Origin of the sequence: Frigoribacterium sp. PhB116 (assembly GCF_004364285.1) — a bacterium.
In the GTDB taxonomy this organism is placed as follows: domain Bacteria; phylum Actinomycetota; class Actinomycetes; order Actinomycetales; family Microbacteriaceae; genus Frigoribacterium.
This window is the reverse complement of record NZ_SOBE01000002.1, coordinates 244,493-261,066: the sequence shown is the minus strand read 5'-3', so window position 1 is coordinate 261,066 and position 16,574 is coordinate 244,493. Positions and strand designations below refer to the sequence as shown.

Here is a 16,574-nt window from a genome sequence, read left to right as displayed (position 1 = left end):
GGACGACGGCCGGCTCACGGCACGGGCACCTGGGCCGGCTGGACGACACCGTCGCCGACGTTGACCTGAGCCACTCCGATCCGAGGGCGGACGGACAGCGAGCTCCGGGGCACGACTGCCCCGATCAGGTCGCCCTCCGCCGGCACCTGTGGGCTCAGCAGCGCTCCGCAGCGGGCCCGTCTCAGGTCGACGTGCCACCCCGTGAATCCGTGGGCCAGCTCGGCCGACGATCCTCCGGCGACCAAGGCCTGCCCCCGTTCCGCGCACGACGCGACGAAGCCGGCCAGCCACGCCGCGGCAGGGCAGTCCTTGACGGTCTCCGCATCGTCCACCACGAGCACACGGCGCCGCTGCCCACCGTCGAACCACGGCGCGAGGTCGGTGGCCGACACGGCCGCCGTCGCGAGCACCGAGAGGACGCCGGGCACGGACTCGAGCTCACGGAGCGGCGAGGCACGCGGGGCGACGACGACGAGCTCGACGCCCTGTGCCAGGAGGGAGCGTGCCATCGTCAGGAGCACGGTGCTCCGTCCGCTGCGACCGGGCCCTGCAACGAGGAAAGTCCCTGCTCCGGCGGCGAGGTCGGGGCCGACCACGCCCATGTCGTCGCCCCCGAGACCGACCATGGCGACCATGGCATCGGCCCGGAGCCCCGGCGAGCGCCGAGCCCAGGCCTCGCCGAACGCCACCGGCCCATCGAGGCGCTCGAGACGGAAGGGGCGACGGGCCGCCGGCACAGTCCTGTCCCGCTCCGTCGCGAACGCGCCGCGGACCCGCAGGGACTCGGCCTGGGCGCTGGCAGCAGGATCGTCGCAGAGGAGTGCGACCTGCGTCTCGACGGCCGTCTCCGACGTGAAGCACCGCCCGTCTCCGATCCTCTCCGGCAGCGTCCTCGGCGACAGGCCGGCGAGCCCGTAGTCAGCGCGGTCCGCCAGTCGCAGGACGAGCTTGTCCTCGACCATCGTCGCGAGCCGACCGGTGATGAGCTGTCGATCACCCGTGACCACGAGGTGCACCCCGACACCGGCACCCTCGCGCAGCAAGAACGTCACCTGCTCCACGGGCTCCCCGTGGTCGAGCTCGCCGAGCGATGCCGTGAAACCCTCCCACCGGTCGATCATGAGCACGACGTGCGGCATGCGGTCGGCGAGGACCGACGCGCGTCGTTGCTCGGCGACGCCGCCGTGCCCCTGCCGGGCGAGCTCGTCCTGCCGCCGCAGAGTCTCCGAGACGAGGCGCGCGAGCAGACGCCGGACACGGTCCACCTCGCTGCGCTGCACGACCGCGCCGGTGTGCGGCAAGGCCGCGAGCGGCAGGAGCGCTCCGCTGCCGCAGTCGATCCCGTAGAGGTGCACATCGGCGCACGACGTCCGTTCGGCCACCGAGGCAGCGAGTGTCCGGAGCACCTGCGAGCGGCCCGATCGGGGCGCTCCGACGAGGAAGAGGTGACCGGAGGCGTCGAGGTCGAGGACTGCCGGTTCCTGCGCCTGTCGGGCAGGGTGGTCCTGCAGGCCGAAGGGCAACGACGCGAGCTCCGCGGCCTGCTCCCCTGGGCGCTCGGTCCGGCCGGCCAGCCTCTCGACGGGGGTCTGAGGCAGGTCGTCGAGCAGCACCACGTCGGGCAAGGCGTCGAGCCCGGGTCGGTGCGGGGCCGAGCCTCCCCTGAGCCGGTGGGCAGCGGCCGCCGCGGCGACCACGCGTGCGAGATCGGTGACCTCGTCGTCGTCCGCCCGCACGTCCTGGGGAGGGAGCTCCGGGAGCGCGCCGATCGTCGACCACGCCAGACGGCAGCTCCAGACGGGGCCGGGCTGCGTCACGACGGCGCCGGGCGCTCGTCCGCCCACCCGTCCGGCCTGGAAGGGCAGGAGCGCGCCCGCGCCGAGCCTGACGAAGGCCCGCCCGGGGGTGGACGGAGAGATCGCGGAGGCGTCGGGGGCATCGATGACGTCCGTGCTCTCGGACGGGTCCGTCACCCTCAGGGCGATGCGCAGGGCCGTGTTCGCACGGATGTCAGCCGAGACGACGCCCGTGGGCCGTTGCGTCGCCAGGACGAGGTGGATGCCGAGGGAGCGTCCACGCTGGGCGATGTCCACGAGACCGGTGACGAAGTCCGGCAGCTCGCGCACGAGGGAGGCGAACTCGTCGATGACGATGACGAGCCGCGGCAGGGCGGTCGTCAGCTGCCCACGGGCGACCTGGTCTGCGTGGTCCTCGACGTCCTTGGCGCCAGCCGCCGCCAGGACGAGCTCACGACGGTGGAGCTCGGCGCGCAGCGAGGTGAGCGCCCTCTCGACGAGGTGGCCGTCGAGGTCGGTCACCGTCCCCACCGTGTGCGGGAGCAGCGCGAAGTCACGGAACGCAGCGCCGCCCTTGTAGTCGACGAGGACGAACGTCATCGCGTCGGTGTCGTTCGTCGCGGCCAGCGACGCCACGAGGCTCTGGAGCAGCTCGGACTTGCCGGACCCGGTCGTTCCCGCGACCAGGGCGTGCGGGCCGTCCGCGGAGAGGTCCACGGCGAACGGGCCGTCGATGCTCTCTCCGAGCACGACGCGGGTGCTCGGGCCGAGTCGTCGCCAGCGGTCCAGGACGGCACGAGCGTCCGGCTCGTCCAGACCGAGCAGGTCGAGGAGGCGAGAGGTCGAGGGCAGGCCGCCTGCCTCGCCCTCGTGGTCGACCTCGACGACCGGCGCCACGGCCCTCGCGACCGTCTCGTGCCAGCCCTCCGGGAGCTCGTCGGCGAGCACCTCCTGCACGCTCGTCGCGAGCTGTGCGGCGACGCCGTGCCTGTGCGCCCCGGCAGAGACGACGGCGACGCACTCCTCGGGCAGGGAGCGCTCGTCGACGTCGAGGCAGATCGCCCAGACCCTCACCGACGGCCCCTCCTTGAGCACGGTGACGAGCCCGGGCAGGGTGCGCAGCCGCCGGGCCCCGTCCACGACGACCACCACGTCGGGGGCGTCGTGGTCGACCGCTCCGCGCGCCTCGCGGGCCGCTCGCCGCCGGGCCTCGATGAGGGCCGAGAGCTCGGCGAGCCTGCGAGCGACTCCCTCCGCGTCGTGGCCCACCCGGATGGAGCACGAGCCGCCGGCGCCGGGACGGGTGTGCGGCAGCCATCGGAGCCATGACCAGTGCTCTTCACCGGAGGGCGAGGTGAGCAGCACCACCTCGACGTCGCGCGGGCTCTGCAGCACGCCGATCTGCGCCACCAGCCACGCGGCGAGAGGTCGGGCGTGCTTGTCGCGGCCAGCGATCCCCACGACTCCGCAGCGGGGCAGGTCGAGGGTGACGGGGACGGCGTGCGCCTCGCGGGCGACGGTTCTCAGGTGCTCGAGCTCCCGAGGGTCGTCGATGGTGACGCCCGAGGGGTGGTCCGCCGTGCCGACACGGAGGACGAGGTGATCCGGATCTGCGCGGCGACGCTCCCACAGCCGGGCACGACGACGCATCGCGATGTCGAGCACGGCGGCGGGGTCGGGGCAGCTCGCTCGCCGCTCCTTCTCGAGCTGGTGCACGGCGTCGTCAGCCGCGGAGAGCACCGACGACGTCGCCGCCTCGTGCTCGTCGAGTCTCCGTCGGTGGGTCAGCCGCCCGTTCCGTCGGTCGGACACGTAGTTGGCGACCAGCACGATCGGCGACATCAGGCCGAAGGCGAGGTACATGAGGTGACCGAAGAGGCCGACCATCACTGCGGCCATCGCGAGCGGGGCCAAGGCGGCGACGACCGGGAGCGGTCGCCGTGCCGGCGCCTGCGGCTCGGGCGGCAAGCGGAAGGAGGTCGGCGGCGGTTCGGGGAGCAGCCGTGGCGGTCGGGCGAACTCGAGGTGCGTCCCGCTCCTCGCCAGGTGGAGCGCTGCGCCGGGCCGGCTCCCGACGGCGACCCCGAGCAGGACGCTCCCGACGCGCACGAGGGACGACTCGTCGAGCTGGACGGACTCGACGAGCGGTCGCCGGTCGACGGTCACGACGGGGCCGTCAGCGAGCCCGTCGCCGGCCGTCCCGTCACCGTCCGTCCCGAGCGCGGGCTCGATCGTGAAACGCCCCGCACCGTCGAGACGGAGGACGGCCGCGAAGGCGGGCACGTCACCGTCGAGACGGACCGTGGCCCGCGGAGACGACCCGACGACGCACACACCGGGATCGACGACGAAGACGGTCCCGGCCCCCGGCCCTCCGACGACGCGGATGCTGGGCCCGTCGTCGGGCAGGGGCGCGGGCCCGGGAGGCGCACCGATCGTCAGGACGCTCCCCTCGAGCACGCATCCCTGCGCCACGCACACGTCGAGCGCCACCGCACGGCCGTCTACGGTCACCGCCCCGTGCCCCGATGCGTCCCGATCGGCGGTCGTCCCCACTCCGAGGTGCGGCAGCGCGGACGCGATGAGTTGCCCCACGGTCGTGTCGGGGTGCACCTCCCAGACCACGTCGGCCCGCTGGCCGCTCGTCACGTCGAGGACGGTCGCCGAGAGCCTCACTCCGCTCGGACGACGCTGATGCCGTCGATGAAGTCGTCGACGACGGGCAGGAGCAGCGGCACGGTCTCCGGCGGACCGAGCTCGCAGGCGATGCGCAGGTCGAAGGGCTCAGACCGGAACGCGGTCGCGACCATCGTGGTCAGCTGACCGGCGACGTCGGCGTGCACCAGGCCCCGGAGTCCTCGCCCGAGACCATGGGCGGTGACCTCCTGCAGTGCAGGAGGCTCCAGAACGTCGAGATCCGTGGTGAGGACGAGGCGTCGCAGCAGGTCGTCACGGTCGCCCTCGCAGAAGGCGTACTGGATGCGGAGCAGCAGGAACTCGCTCGTGACGGACGGCAAGTGCAGGTACTTGAGTTCGTCCTCGTCCTGCCAGTCGGCGAGGTGCTCGAGGGTCCTGGTCAACCAGCGCTTGTTCGCTCGCGTGGTGCCGAGTGACCTCGTGCAGACGTCACGGACGGTGGCGGCGACCCACGAGCGCGGCTCCTCGTGCCCTTGGTGGGGCCACGAGGGCGGGAGGCAGATCCACGTGGCTGCGTCGTAGCTGACGAGGATCTCCATCGACGGGTCGTCCCGCGGGGCCACCGCGTGAGGCGAGTCGGTCATGGGGCGTTCTCCTGGTCGGTGTCGGGCTGTGGGCAGGTCGAGGGAGGCGGGGCGACGAGGGTGAGCGTCACTCGACCGGCCGATCGGTGATGAGGCGGCCGCCGTCGTCGCGCCATCGGACGGTCGTCAGCACGGCGTCGAAGAGCTCGACGAACGCGTCGGCCACCTCTTCGCGGCCCCGAGTCTCGGGAGCCTCATCCGCGACGACGGTGAGGACGATCGAGACCAGCAGGTGGTCGTGCCCCACGACGCGGGCGAGGACGGCTCGGCGCCGGAGGACCCGCTCGCGTTCGTGAGGCGCCGCAGCCTCGAGCTCCCACGACACCGCGGGATCGCCTCCCACCACCGTGGGCGTCGCACCGGCCGCGACCCGCGCGAGGAGCAGACGGTCGAGGTCGCTGTGCGCGCTGCGCGTGACGGGCACGGCGGCGAACACGATGCTGCACGCCACGCCGGCGTCCGGCACGGGTCCGGCCGTGACGTACGAGTCGAGCACCGCGTGGTGCACGTCGGCGTCGCCGACCCGCCGCAGGGCGTCGACGAAGCGCGTCTCGAACTCGGGACCGGGGCTGGTCTCGTACAGCTGATCGAGCACCGTCGCGAGCGCCGTCTCCGGCCCTGCGCCTCCCGGGATGCGGATGAACCCCGGCGGCACCACGACCGAGTAGGAGGCGCCCCGCGCCCCGGAGTCGCGGGTCACGTACCCTGCCCCCTTCATCGGACACCCCGCTGAGACCGACGAACATCTGGTCGTGCCCAATCGACGACGCGGCCTACAGAGACAACGCTGGCGGTGAGGCTGGCCAGAGCCGTCGTGCCTGCTGCCCAAGTCGCTGGTGACGTCCAGGTAAAACCGTCGAGGAATCCGATGCTGTAGATCCAATGCGACGCCACGTCTGCGGCAAAGACGTATGCCATGAGTCCCGATCTTTGGCGGAGCAGGGACTCGGGCCCCCCGCTGACCATCTCAGCGACAGCGAGCAAGCCGACCAGGGCGCAGACGATCCACAGGACGGGTGGCAGGACGAACGGCGGCCAACCCGGTGACGGGACGAAGACCGAGTCAACTTCCAGGGGGCGCCGACCTTCGAAGCCCCAGATGATCGAAACGACGCCGTACGTTGCCAACGTCAAGAACACGACCGCTGCAGGGATGGGTGCTGAGACGTAGAGGACGACTGGCAACCTCTGCCGTGTTCTGCGCAGGCACTCGGCGATCACGCGCTCACCGCCCCGGTCGGAACGGAGCTGAGCTTATTCACGGCTTTCCGTGCGGCCTCGGTCGAAGACCATACGAAATCACTGCCGTTGATGAGCTGCACGACCATCACTTGTCGCCGGATGCCCGACAACACGGTTGCATCGTCTGCGAACGCCCCAGGACGTGACGAACGAAGGAAATGGAGCATCTGAGCAACGTTCTCCTCTCCGAAGGACTTGAAAAGGTATCTGTCACCGAACGACGGGCGGGCTCTGTCGAAGCTCCTTGATACCCAGGAGGTAGCCAGCTGCGGGGAAACGCCAGAATCGACAAGGCCGACGATGCGGCCAGCAGTGATGCTCCGTGTCGCTTGCGTGGCTGAACGCATGACGGCGGCGCCGGCTCCCAGCCCCGCCACTGAGACGACCGACATGGCCGCACTGCCCCAGCTCACGGTCCCCGAGACCGCGCGAAGGACAGCGACGAGTGCAAGGATCCCCGCGAGCGCGGCTAGGGCGACACCCAAGCCCGGGACGAAAAGGGACAAGATGGCGACCACCGCACCGACGTTCTCGAGCACGTCCACGACCTGCCCGATCCACGCGTCGTTCTCGCGCATCCAGTCCTGGAACGACTCGAACCCCGGAGCGAGCGCATCGCGCAGCGCCGATCCCTCCCAGGCCACGGCGATCGCATCACCGGCGTCGCCCACCAGCGTCCCGACCGCGTGCGCCACGCCGCCGAGGTCGTCCCAGAGCGAGTCGTGCAGGCCGTCGTCCGTGGCGTCGTCGAACCGCCGGATCGCGACCACAGCGGCGGCGTCGGCGGCGGCGTGGGCGGCAGCGAGGCGCCGAGCCGACGTCGCGATCCGGTCACGCGCCTCCTCGCGTCTCAGTTCCTGCGCCGCAGCCCAGTCCTCGTACTGCTGCTTCGCCGGCCCCTCGGGCTCGAGCATCGCGCGTCCCTCGTAGGTCGTCACGAGGCGGTCGGCGGCGTCGAAGTCCTCCCTCGCGCGGTCGTTGTCGCGCACCGCGGGACGCGACTCGTCGAGGGCGCTCGCCAGCGACCCCGCATACGATCCGAGCGCGGCCCCGGCCTCGACGTAGCGCCCTCGTGCCGCACTGAGCCTCGCCTCCAGGTCCGCTGCCGCGTGCAAGAACGCCGCCACGGCCTCGCTCTCGGCCGACGACGTGTCGAGCGTTCGCAACGAGGACGCGGCCGATCCGATGGACTCAGCGGTCAGCGAGAACCGCTGCGCCATCCGGTCGACGACGGCGGGGTCGCCGGGGACGACGGCCAGGGGAGACGACCACGAGTACGCCATCAGTCCTCACCTGCCAGCGACGCCGCGAGTTCCGCGTCCGCGGCGTCGAAGCCGTCGGCGATGCCGAGTGCGGACGCGCCGAGGTCGCCGATCGCCTCGGCGAGCTGTCGCCGAGAGTCGTCCCACCCTGCGGCGAACGACCGGACGCGCTGCGCGAGACCGGCATGGCCGCACGCGTCCGCGTCGTCGATGCCGTCACCGCCTGCCTCGAACGCCGTCTTCACCTCGCCGAGCGTCGTGAACAGCGACCGGAGGTCACCTGTGTCGACCGTGAGGCTCGATCGAGCCATGTCATCTCCCTCTCTCGGGTGGTCACCCGTCCCGCCGGATCGGCGAGACGGGCGTCCGTCATCGGGTCGGGCGTCAGCGGAGGCTGCTGGCGAGCTGCTCGTCGGTGCTCTGCAGGGCGTCGGCTGCGCCCTCGAGGAAACCGGCCATCCCCTCGATCGCCTGGATCGTCTTGCTCGCCCCGCTGGTGAACTCGCCGTACGCCGAGTCGAAGGCCTTCGAGGACCGATCGGTCACGAACCCCGAGCCGACGAGGGTGTCGATCTGCGACCTGAGCTGGCTCAGCTGGTCCTCGATGACTCTCTGTCCGTTGCGGAGCTGGGTCGCCTGGGTGCGGATGTCGTCGAAGGTGACGGAGACGTTTGCCATGGGTGGTCCTCTCTCGCGGCGCCCCTCTCTGAGCCGCCCTGCATTAACATGTCACATGGACAGACCGTTCCGGGCGCATTCCACAGGGAGGAGACGAGATGGCACGAGGATCACGATCGAGGAGGGATCGCCGACAGGCACCCGAGCACGGCCGACCCCTCGCCGAGGAGGACGTCGAGGCGCTCCGACGCGACGGGCTCCTCAGCAAGGTGATCCGGCTGCCTGTCGTGGCGGGGGCACCGTCCGTCCCGATCCCCCCGCCCCCGCGGTACGCCCTGCCCGCGCTCACCGTGCCGGCAGCAGCCTCGGCAGCCGCATCGGCCCCGATCCGGGACCACGGGCACGGGCACGGGCCCCGCCACGACCTGTGCCTCGCAGACGGGACGAGGACTCGAGTCACGTCGGCGGGGCTGGTGGTGGGCCGCCGCCGGTCGTCGGCGACGGCCTCGGACCCGTCATCGACCCCGAGGCTCGAGCTCGGGGACGAGTCGAGGTCACTGTCCCGCGAACACGCCCACCTCGTCGTCGACGACGACGGCATCGTGAGGGTCACGGACCTCGGCTCCGGCAACGGAACGACGGTGCGACGATCCGGAGGCACGGCCGTCGAGCTCGTGCCGGGAGCCCCGTTCGTCCTGGGAATCGGCGACGTCCTCCACCTGGGCGGCACGACGGCCTTCCTGCAGGAGGCGCGATCAAGCCCCTAGGTCGCCGCGAGCCCCCGCTCGCTCGACCCGCCTAGATCTTCTCGATCGGCGCGACCTTGATCAGCAGCTTCTTGCGGCCGGCGGTGTCGAAGAGCACCTCGGCGATGCGGCGGGCGCCCTCGCCGGTGACGGCCATGACGCGGCCCTCGCCGAAGTCGACGTGCGAGATGCGGTCGCCCGTCTCGAGCACGAGGTCGCCGTTGTCGCGCACGGTGCCGGTGACGCGGTTGGCCCACTCGGTCTTCGGCTTCGTCTTCGCCGCCGCCGTGGCGCGGTCGTAGCTGCCGCTGCCGTAGCCGCCCGAGGCGCGCGGCGTCGCCCCGCGGTTCGTGTCAGGGCCGCCCTCGCGACGCGCGTTGAGCGCCCGCGGCTGGGTGCCTCCTCGGCTGTTCGCCATGCCCGGCGACTGCTTCCAGTCGATCAGGTCGACGGGGATCTCTTGCAGGTAGCGCGACGGCATCGCCACGTTCACCTCGCCGAACTGGGCGCGGGTCATCGCCAGCGACAGGAACAGCTGCTTGCGCGCACGGGTGATGCCGACGTAAAACAACCGGCGTTCTTCTGCAGGGCCGCCGGGCTCGCTCGCCGACATGCGGTGCGGCAGCAGGTCTTCTTCGACGCCGGTGAGGAACACCGCCTCGTACTCGAGGCCCTTCGCCGTGTGCAGCGTCATCAGCGACACCGTGCCGCTCGAGTCGTCGAGGTCGTCGGCCGCGGCGACCAGCGTCACCTCGGTGAGGAAGTCGAGCAGGGTGCCGTCGGGGTTGTTCCGCTGGAACTCTTTCGTGACCGCGACGAGCTCGTCGATGTTCTCGGCCCGCGCCTCGTCTTGCGGGTCTCTCGACGCCCGCAGCGCCTCCACCAGGCCGCTGCCCTCGATCAGCCGGGTGAGGATCTCGTGCACCGGCGCCGTGGCGGCCGTCGCCTGGACCTCGTCGAGCAGGGTCGCGAGACCGGTGATCGCGCCGGTCACCTTGGGGCCGAGGCCGAGCTCGCGCGCGTTGCGCATCGCGTCGCGCAGGGGCGCCTCACGCTCGTCGGCCCAGCGCTGCATGGCCGTCTCGGTCGCCGGGCCGATGCCGCGCTTCGGCACGTTCATGATGCGGCGCAGCGCCATCGGGTCGGAGGGGTTCGCGACCGTGATCAGGTACGCCATCGCGTCCTTGATCTCGGCACGCTCGTAGAACTTCGTGCCGCCGAGCACCCGGTACGGGATCGCCGAACGGATGAAGATCTCTTCGAGCGCACGGGTCTGCGAGTTGGTGCGGTAGAAGACGGCGACGTCTTTGTAGGCCGTGCCCTGCTCGTGCAGCTTCGCGATCTCGTCGGCGACGAACTGCGCCTCGTCGTGCCCGGTGTAGCCCGTGAACCCGACGATCTTGGCGCCCTCGCCGACCGTCGTGAAGAGGTTCTTGGCCTGCCGGTCGAAGTTGTTGGCGATGACGGCGTTGGCCGCGTCGAGGATGTTCTGGGTCGAGCGGTAGTTCTGCTCGAGCAGCACGACCTTCGAGTTGGGGAAGTCGCGCTCGAACTCGACGATGTTGCGGATGTCGGCGCCGCGGAACGCGTAGATCGACTGGTCGCTGTCGCCGACCACCGTGAGCGACGCCCCGGGGATGCGACCGCTGCCGTCGCGCATCGACTGCACGAACTGCCCGCCGCGCTCGAGGGCGTCGACGTGCTCGGGGTCGACGGGACGCGTCAGCTCGCGGATCAGCGCGTACTGCGCGTGGTTGGTGTCCTGGTACTCGTCGACGAGCAGGTGGCGGAACCGCCGCTGGTACGTCGCCGCCACGTGCGGGAACGCCCGGAACAGGAACACCGTCTGCGAGATCAGGTCGTCGAAGTCGAACGCGTTCGCCTGCTGCAGCGACCGCGTGTACTGCCGGAAGATCTCGAGGAACATCACGTCTTGCGGGTCGCCGGCGTTGATCTGCCGGGCGTACGTCTCGACGTCACTGAGCTCGTTCTTGAGCTTCGAGATCTTGCCGGCCGCCTGGCTGACGGTGAAGCCGAGCGAGTCGGCGTCGAGCTGCTTGAGGATGCGCTTGAGCAGCGCCTTCGAGTCGGCCGAGTCGTAGATCGTGAAGCTCTTCGTGAAGCCGAACTGCTCGGCCTCACGACGCAGGATGCGCACGCACGCCGAGTGGAACGTCGAGATCCACATGCCCTCGGCCGCCTGGCCGACGAGCTGCTGCACGCGCTCGCGCATCTCGGCCGCGGCCTTGTTCGTGAAGGTGATGGCGAGGATCTGGCTCGGCCAGGCCTCGCGGGTCGCGATCAGCCCGGCGATGCGGCGGGTGAGCACGCTCGTCTTGCCCGAGCCGGCACCGGCGACGATCAGCAGCGACTGCCCGCGGTACTCGACCGCTTCTTTCTGCTGCGGGTTCAGCCCCGCGGTCAGGGGATCACCGGCAGAACCGGAAGCGTCAGAGGGCTCGAGCACGATCGTCATGGCGCGGCCAGTCTAAGCCGGGCCCCCGACATCCGAGCCGGGACGCAGGAGGCGCCCCAGCCGAGCGAGCACCAGGTCGAGCACCAGCTCGAGCACCGGCTCGGGCACGAGGTCGAGCACCACCTCGGGCACCGGCTCGACGACCAGGTCAGAGAGGCACGCCCGCTGCCCAGCACACGAGGGCGTAGAGCCCCGTCTGTGCGCCGGCGGCGACGAAGACGACGTACCACGTCCCCCGCGGCGCACTGGTGCGCACGCGGTCGAAGAGCCGGCTCGGCCACGGCGCCCGGAACGGTCGTGGCGGCACGAGCCAGCGCTCTGGCCGGGGCGGCAAGGACCGCGCCGCATCGGTGTGCAGCCACCGCTCGTCGCCCGTGTGCACGGGAGTGAAGAAGAAGCCCACGAAGCGCACGCCGGTGAGCAGCCAGCCGACCTCGAGGTCGGAGTCGGGGAGGTGCGGCGAGAGTCCCGTGCGCTGGGCCACCGCCTCCTCGTGTCGTCGTGTGCGGACCCGCGCGATCCAGACGGCCGGCACGACGCTCGTGCTCAGGACGGAGCTCACGGTGAGGCCGCACATCATCGCCGCGAAGGGTCCGGCGACGAACAGGCCCGCACCGGTGCCCTGCGCAGCCGAGACGGGCCCCGCCACCACCAGCACGGCCCAGAAGACGGCGACCGGCACCTGCACGAGGGTGAGCACGAAGGCACCGAGGCACGCGACGACCGCCCGCGCGAGCAGCACCTCCGAGCGCTGCCACCACCGGTCAGCAGTCACGACCTCGCCCTCACAGCGCCGCGCGCACCGCGACCGCGCGCTCGGGGTGATCGGCGAAGACCCCGTCGAGGCCCAGCGCCATCAGGTCGGCGAACTCCGACTCCCAGTCGCCCTCCGCCTCCTTGCCGCCGGCCTGGCGGTTGCCCTTCGCGAGGAACGCGTTCTCGATCCGCAGGGTCCAGGCGAACACGTCGAGACCGACCGCGTGCGCGCGGTCGACGAGCTCGGGCCGGGTCTCGCCGGAGGGGTGCAGCAGCATCGCCTTGTCGAACGAGACCCCGTGCAGGCCCGCCTCGACCAGGGCCGTCAGCGACGTCTCATCGAGCTGCTCGGCGTAGGTCGGCGCCGCCGAGCCGAGCCGGGCCACCTGGTCGGCCGCCGAGCCCGCCTTCTCGACGAGCCAGACGAGGCTGCCGCCGACTCCCCTCTCGCGCAGCTGCCACAGCACGGTCTGCTCGAAGCTCTCGACCGTGAGGCGCGAGTCGTCCGCCCAGCCGTGCTCGGCCAGCTCGGCGGCGACGAGCTCGTCGAGGGGCAGCCCGAGCGCCTCGAAGTGCTGGGCGTGCTTCACCTCGGCCACGAGGCCGACCTCGCGCGGAGCGTCGTCGAGCAGCCGCAGCAGGTCGCTCAGCCGCTGGATGCCGCCCTCCCCGTCGTGGGCCGCGCTCAGCGGACGCAGGTGCGGCAGGCGCTCGCGCACGGTCAGGGTCGCGAGCTCGGCCCAGGTGAAGTCCTCGGTGAACCAGCCCGCCACCTCCTTGCCCTCGATCTGCTTCGTGGTGCGCCGGTCGGCGAACTCCGGGTGGTCGGAGACGTTGGTCGTGCCCGAGATCTCGTTCTCGTGCCGCAGCACGAGCACGCCGTCGCGGGTGGGCACGATGTCGGGCTCGATCGCGTCGGCCCCCAGCTCGATGGCCAGACGGTAGGCCGCCTCCCCGTGCTCGGGCCGGTGCCCGCTGGCTCCGCGGTGGGCGATGACGAGGGGGCGAGGCGACATGGCAGCCACGGTACCGGCGGCAGGCGACGGACGAGGAGGCGCGGCGTCGGCAGGCAGCTGCACCCCGATCCCGAGACGGTGCAACCGTGCAGACGGTGCACGTTCGCCTGCCGCGAATACGGGCCTCATCAGGCAAATCCTCAGCCCTCCCCTGGCCGACACCCGTTAGCCTCTTCTGTACGGCGACGCAGCACACAGCACCTCGCGTCGCGACCACGTCTCACGACCAGAAGAGGAACTCCCTTGGCATTCTCGAATCCCGGCTTCAGTCAGTCGCCGGCCTTCTCGGAGAAGGGCGCCGCCGTCATCCGGCAGGAACGCGCCGCTGCGGGACAGCGCCCCGTCGAGTACAACGGCATGACCGCCGAGCAGCTGCAGGATCTCTACACGCAGCCCGCCGCCGGCCCCGTCGAGACCGATCGCATGACCTACGAGGACACGATCGTCAAGACGGTCATCGCGTTCTCCCTCGTCGCCGTCGGTGCCGCGATCGGCTGGTTCATCCCCGCCCTGGCGTTCGTCGGCGCCATCGCCGGCTTCGTGCTGGCCCTCGTCAACATCTTCAAGAAGCGGCCCTCGGCCGGCCTCGTACTCGCCTACTCGGCAGCACAGGGCCTGTTCGTCGGTGGCATCTCGGCGATCTTCGAGCAGATCTACCCCGGCATCGCCGTCCAGGCCCTGCTCGGAACGGGCTCCGTCTTCGTCGTCACCCTGCTGCTGTTCCGCAGCGGCAAGGTCCGGGAGTCGGCGAAGGCCACCAAGATCTTCATGGTGGCGATGGTCGGCTACGCGCTGTTCTCGCTGGTCAACCTCGGCCTCGTGGCCTTCGGCGTGAGCAGCGAGCCCTTCGGCCTCCGCAGCGCCGACATCCCCGGCACCAACATCCCGATCGGCGTCGCGCTGGGCGTCTTGGTCATCCTCATGGCCGCCTACTCGCTGGTGCTCGACTTCACGAACATCAAGACGGGCGTCGAGCGGGGCGCCCCGCGCATCTACGGCTGGTCGGCCGCCTTCGGCCTGGTCATGACCGTCGTGTGGCTCTACGTCGAGATCCTGCGTCTCCTCGCCATCCTGCGAGGCAACGACTAGCAGGCCTGCGACTCCAGGAGGCGGGGCTCGTTCCGAGAGGGACGGGCCCCGCCTCTCTGTGTCCCAGGTGCGCTGCGCCCCCGGGCGACGCTACATACGCGAAAAGGGACGCAATTCCGGTGGGCCCACCGGTATCACGTCCCTTTCGCGTCACCTGACGCGCAGCAGGCTCATTCCCACTCGATGGTGCCCGGCGGCTTCGACGTGACGTCGAGCACGACGCGGTTGACGCCGTCGACCTCGTTCGTGATGCGGTTCGAGATCTTGGCGAGCACGTCGTAGGGCAGGCGCGTCCAGTCCGCCGTCATGGCGTCCTCCGACGAGACCGGGCGCAGCACGATCGGGTGGCCGTAGGTGCGACCGTCGCCCTGCACGCCCACCGAGCGGACGTCGGCGAGCAGCACGACGGGGCACTGCCAGATGTCGCCGTCGAGGCCGGCAGCGGTCAGCTCGGCCCGCGCGATGGCGTCGGCGTGACGCAGCAGCTCGAGCCGCTCGTGCGTCACCTCGCCGATGATGCGGATGCCGAGACCGGGCCCGGGGAACGGCTGACGGCCGACGATGACCTCGGGCAGGCCGAGCTCGCGGCCGATGGCGCGGACCTCGTCCTTGAAGAGGGTGCGGAGCGGCTCGACGAGCTCGAACTGCAGGTCTTCGGGGAGGCCGCCCACGTTGTGGTGGCTCTTGATGTTCGCGGTGCCCGTGCCGCCGCCGCTCTCGACGACGTCGGGGTAGAGCGTGCCCTGCACGAGGAACTTGACGTCGGACTCGCCCTCGGCCGCCGCCTCGAGCACGAGCGCCTCGGCGGCGCCCTCGAAGCTGCGGATGAACTCGCGCCCGATGATCTTGCGCTTCTGCTCGGGGTCGGTCACGCCGGCGAGCGCGTCGAGGAACTGCTGCTCGGCGTCGACCGTGACGAGGCGGACGCCCGTCGAGGCGACGTAGTCCTCCTCGACCTGGCGACGCTCGTCGGCACGCAGCAGGCCGTGGTCGACGAAGACGCAGACGAGCTGGTCGCCGACCGCCTCGTGGACGATGGCGGCCGCGACGGCCGAGTCGACGCCTCCGGAGAGACCGCAGATCACGCGCGACGAGCCGACCTGCTCGCGGATGCGGGCGACCTGCTCGGCGATGACGTTGCCGCTGTTCCAGTCGGCGGGGATGCCAGCGGCGCGGTGCAGGAAGTTCTCGAGCACGGCCTGGCCGAACGACGAGTGCTTCACCTCGGGGTGCCACTGCACTCCGTAGAGCTTGCGGGCGTCGCTCGAGAACGCGGCGACGGGGGTCGCGGCGCTCGACGCGAGCACGTCGAAGCCCTCGGGCGCCTTCGACACGGAGTCGCCGTGGCTCATCCACGTCGTCTGCGAGGTCGGCTGACCCGAGAGCAGCGTGCTGTCGCCCTCGGCGAGGGTGACGTCGGTCGCGCCGTACTCGCGCTGACCCGTGCGCGAGACCTCGCCGCCGAGGGCCTTGGCCATCGCCTGGAAGCCGTAGCAGATGCCCAGCACGGGCACGTCGAGCTCGAGGATCGCGGGGTCGAGACCCGGCGCGCCCTCTTCGTAGACGCTCGACGGGCCGCCGCTGAGCACGATGCCGACGGGGTTCTTGGCCGCGATCTCGGCAGCGGTGATCGTGTGCGGCACGATCTCGGAGTAGACGTTGGCCTCCCGAACGCGACGTGCGATCAGCTGCGCGTACTGCGCCCCGAAATCGACGACGAGGACGGGGCTCTGGGCCGTCTCGGTGGCTTCTGTCACGCGGGGGCTCCCTGGGTGCTGGGGGTGGGCTCGGCGACCAGCGCTGCGTGCTCACGCATCGCCAGCTTGGTCATGTGGCTCTCGACGAAGAACGAGAGGAACGGCACGACGCCGCCGAGCGCGATGACGATGAACCGCGAGAACGGCCAGCGCATCAGGCTCCAGAGGCGGAAGTCGGCGAAGAGGTAGACGACGTAGAGCCAGCCGTGCGCGATCAGGATGGCGGTCGACAGGTTGAAGCCGGTGGTGATCGAGTCGACGGGCACGAGGAACCCGCCCTCGCCGCCGAGCTGCATCTCGAGCTGCAGGGGCGTGTACTTGAAGGCCATCTCGAAGACGAGCAGCAGCAGCATCACGCCCGTGACGTAGGCGGAGATCTTGTAGAACTTGACGGCACCCGGGATCTTCGGGATGTCGCGTTGCCGGGGCTTGAGGGGCATGGCCTCGATCCTACCCGCGGAGCCGGCGGCGCCAGGGCGGGGTCGGTCGTCGTCGAGCCAGCGCAGGAGGCGCGGCTCGGCGAGCGCAGGAGGAG

General features: G+C 71.1%; 13 protein-coding genes. 2 read left to right on the top strand and 11 right to left on the bottom strand.

What is annotated here, in order from left to right; translation table 11 throughout:
* Positions 1 to 14 precede the first annotated feature (14 nt).
* The 6 genes from EDF20_RS07665 to EDF20_RS07640 all read right to left on the bottom strand — a co-directional run bounded on the left by EDF20_RS07665 (position 15) and on the right by EDF20_RS07640 (position 8,259).
* Positions 15 to 4,445 (bottom strand): FtsK/SpoIIIE domain-containing protein, encoded by a 4,431-nt coding sequence (locus EDF20_RS07665; protein ID WP_133738264.1) that lies wholly within the window; start codon positions 4,443 to 4,445, stop codon positions 15 to 17.
* 23 nt (positions 4,446 to 4,468) lie between these two features.
* Positions 4,469 to 5,077 carry a hypothetical protein gene (locus tag EDF20_RS07660; protein ID WP_133738263.1) on the bottom strand — a complete coding sequence of 203 codons (609 nt, stop codon included), beginning with the start codon at positions 5,075 to 5,077 and terminating at the stop codon, positions 4,469 to 4,471.
* Between the two features lie 67 nt (positions 5,078 to 5,144).
* Positions 5,145 to 5,777, bottom strand: a complete 633-nt coding sequence (locus EDF20_RS07655; protein WP_133738262.1) for a hypothetical protein — start codon at positions 5,775 to 5,777, stop codon at positions 5,145 to 5,147.
* A 517-nt stretch (positions 5,778 to 6,294) separates the two neighbouring features.
* Positions 6,295 to 7,602 carry a hypothetical protein gene (locus EDF20_RS07650; RefSeq protein ID WP_133738261.1) on the bottom strand — a complete coding sequence of 436 codons (1,308 nt, stop codon included), beginning with the start codon at positions 7,600 to 7,602 and terminating at the stop codon, positions 6,295 to 6,297.
* Positions 7,602 to 7,892, bottom strand: a complete 291-nt coding sequence (locus tag EDF20_RS07645) for a hypothetical protein (protein WP_133738260.1) — start codon at positions 7,890 to 7,892, stop codon at positions 7,602 to 7,604. The genes EDF20_RS07650 and EDF20_RS07645 overlap by 1 nt, the downstream gene beginning before the upstream one ends.
* 73 nt (positions 7,893 to 7,965) lie before the next feature.
* The gene (locus EDF20_RS07640) at positions 7,966 to 8,259 is read right to left on the bottom strand and encodes a WXG100 family type VII secretion target (protein ID WP_133738259.1); all 294 of its coding nucleotides are present in this window, start codon (positions 8,257 to 8,259) and stop codon (positions 7,966 to 7,968) included.
* Between the two features lie 98 nt (positions 8,260 to 8,357).
* On the opposite strand from EDF20_RS07640, the gene EDF20_RS16050 reads away from it, so the two are divergent.
* On the top strand, positions 8,358 to 8,966 hold the full coding sequence (locus tag EDF20_RS16050; RefSeq protein WP_133738258.1) for an FHA domain-containing protein: 609 nt from the start codon (positions 8,358 to 8,360) through the stop codon (positions 8,964 to 8,966).
* A gap of 31 nt (positions 8,967 to 8,997) precedes the next feature.
* Here EDF20_RS16050 and EDF20_RS07630 read toward each other — a convergent pair whose 3' ends face one another.
* The 3 genes from EDF20_RS07630 to EDF20_RS07620 form a co-directional block, all read right to left on the bottom strand.
* Entirely contained in the window at positions 8,998 to 11,421 is a 2,424-nt protein-coding gene (locus tag EDF20_RS07630) for a UvrD-helicase domain-containing protein (RefSeq protein WP_133738257.1), read from the bottom strand.
* A 148-nt stretch (positions 11,422 to 11,569) separates the two neighbouring features.
* On the bottom strand, positions 11,570 to 12,196 hold the full coding sequence (locus tag EDF20_RS07625; RefSeq protein WP_133738256.1) for a hypothetical protein: 627 nt from the start codon (positions 12,194 to 12,196) through the stop codon (positions 11,570 to 11,572).
* A gap of 10 nt (positions 12,197 to 12,206) precedes the next feature.
* The gene (locus EDF20_RS07620; protein WP_133738255.1) at positions 12,207 to 13,193 is read right to left on the bottom strand and encodes a glycerophosphodiester phosphodiesterase family protein; all 987 of its coding nucleotides are present in this window, start codon (positions 13,191 to 13,193) and stop codon (positions 12,207 to 12,209) included.
* Positions 13,194 to 13,436: 243 nt separating this feature from the next.
* Here EDF20_RS07620 and EDF20_RS07615 point away from each other — a divergent pair, with 243 nt between their 5' ends.
* Positions 13,437 to 14,282, top strand: a complete 846-nt coding sequence (locus tag EDF20_RS07615; protein WP_133738254.1) for a Bax inhibitor-1/YccA family protein — start codon at positions 13,437 to 13,439, stop codon at positions 14,280 to 14,282.
* 170 nt (positions 14,283 to 14,452) lie between these two features.
* Here the strand turns inward: EDF20_RS07615 and guaA are convergent, their stop codons facing one another.
* Together guaA and EDF20_RS07605 are read right to left on the bottom strand one after the other, a co-directional pair.
* Positions 14,453 to 16,039 (bottom strand): glutamine-hydrolyzing GMP synthase, encoded by a 1,587-nt coding sequence (gene guaA, locus EDF20_RS07610; RefSeq protein ID WP_123547738.1) that lies wholly within the window; start codon positions 16,037 to 16,039, stop codon positions 14,453 to 14,455.
* Complete coding sequence (locus tag EDF20_RS07605) at positions 16,036 to 16,479, bottom strand: DUF3817 domain-containing protein (RefSeq protein ID WP_133738253.1); 444 nt, start codon at positions 16,477 to 16,479, stop codon at positions 16,036 to 16,038. The genes guaA and EDF20_RS07605 overlap by 4 nt, the downstream gene beginning before the upstream one ends.
* Between the last annotated feature and the right edge of the window lie 95 nt (positions 16,480 to 16,574).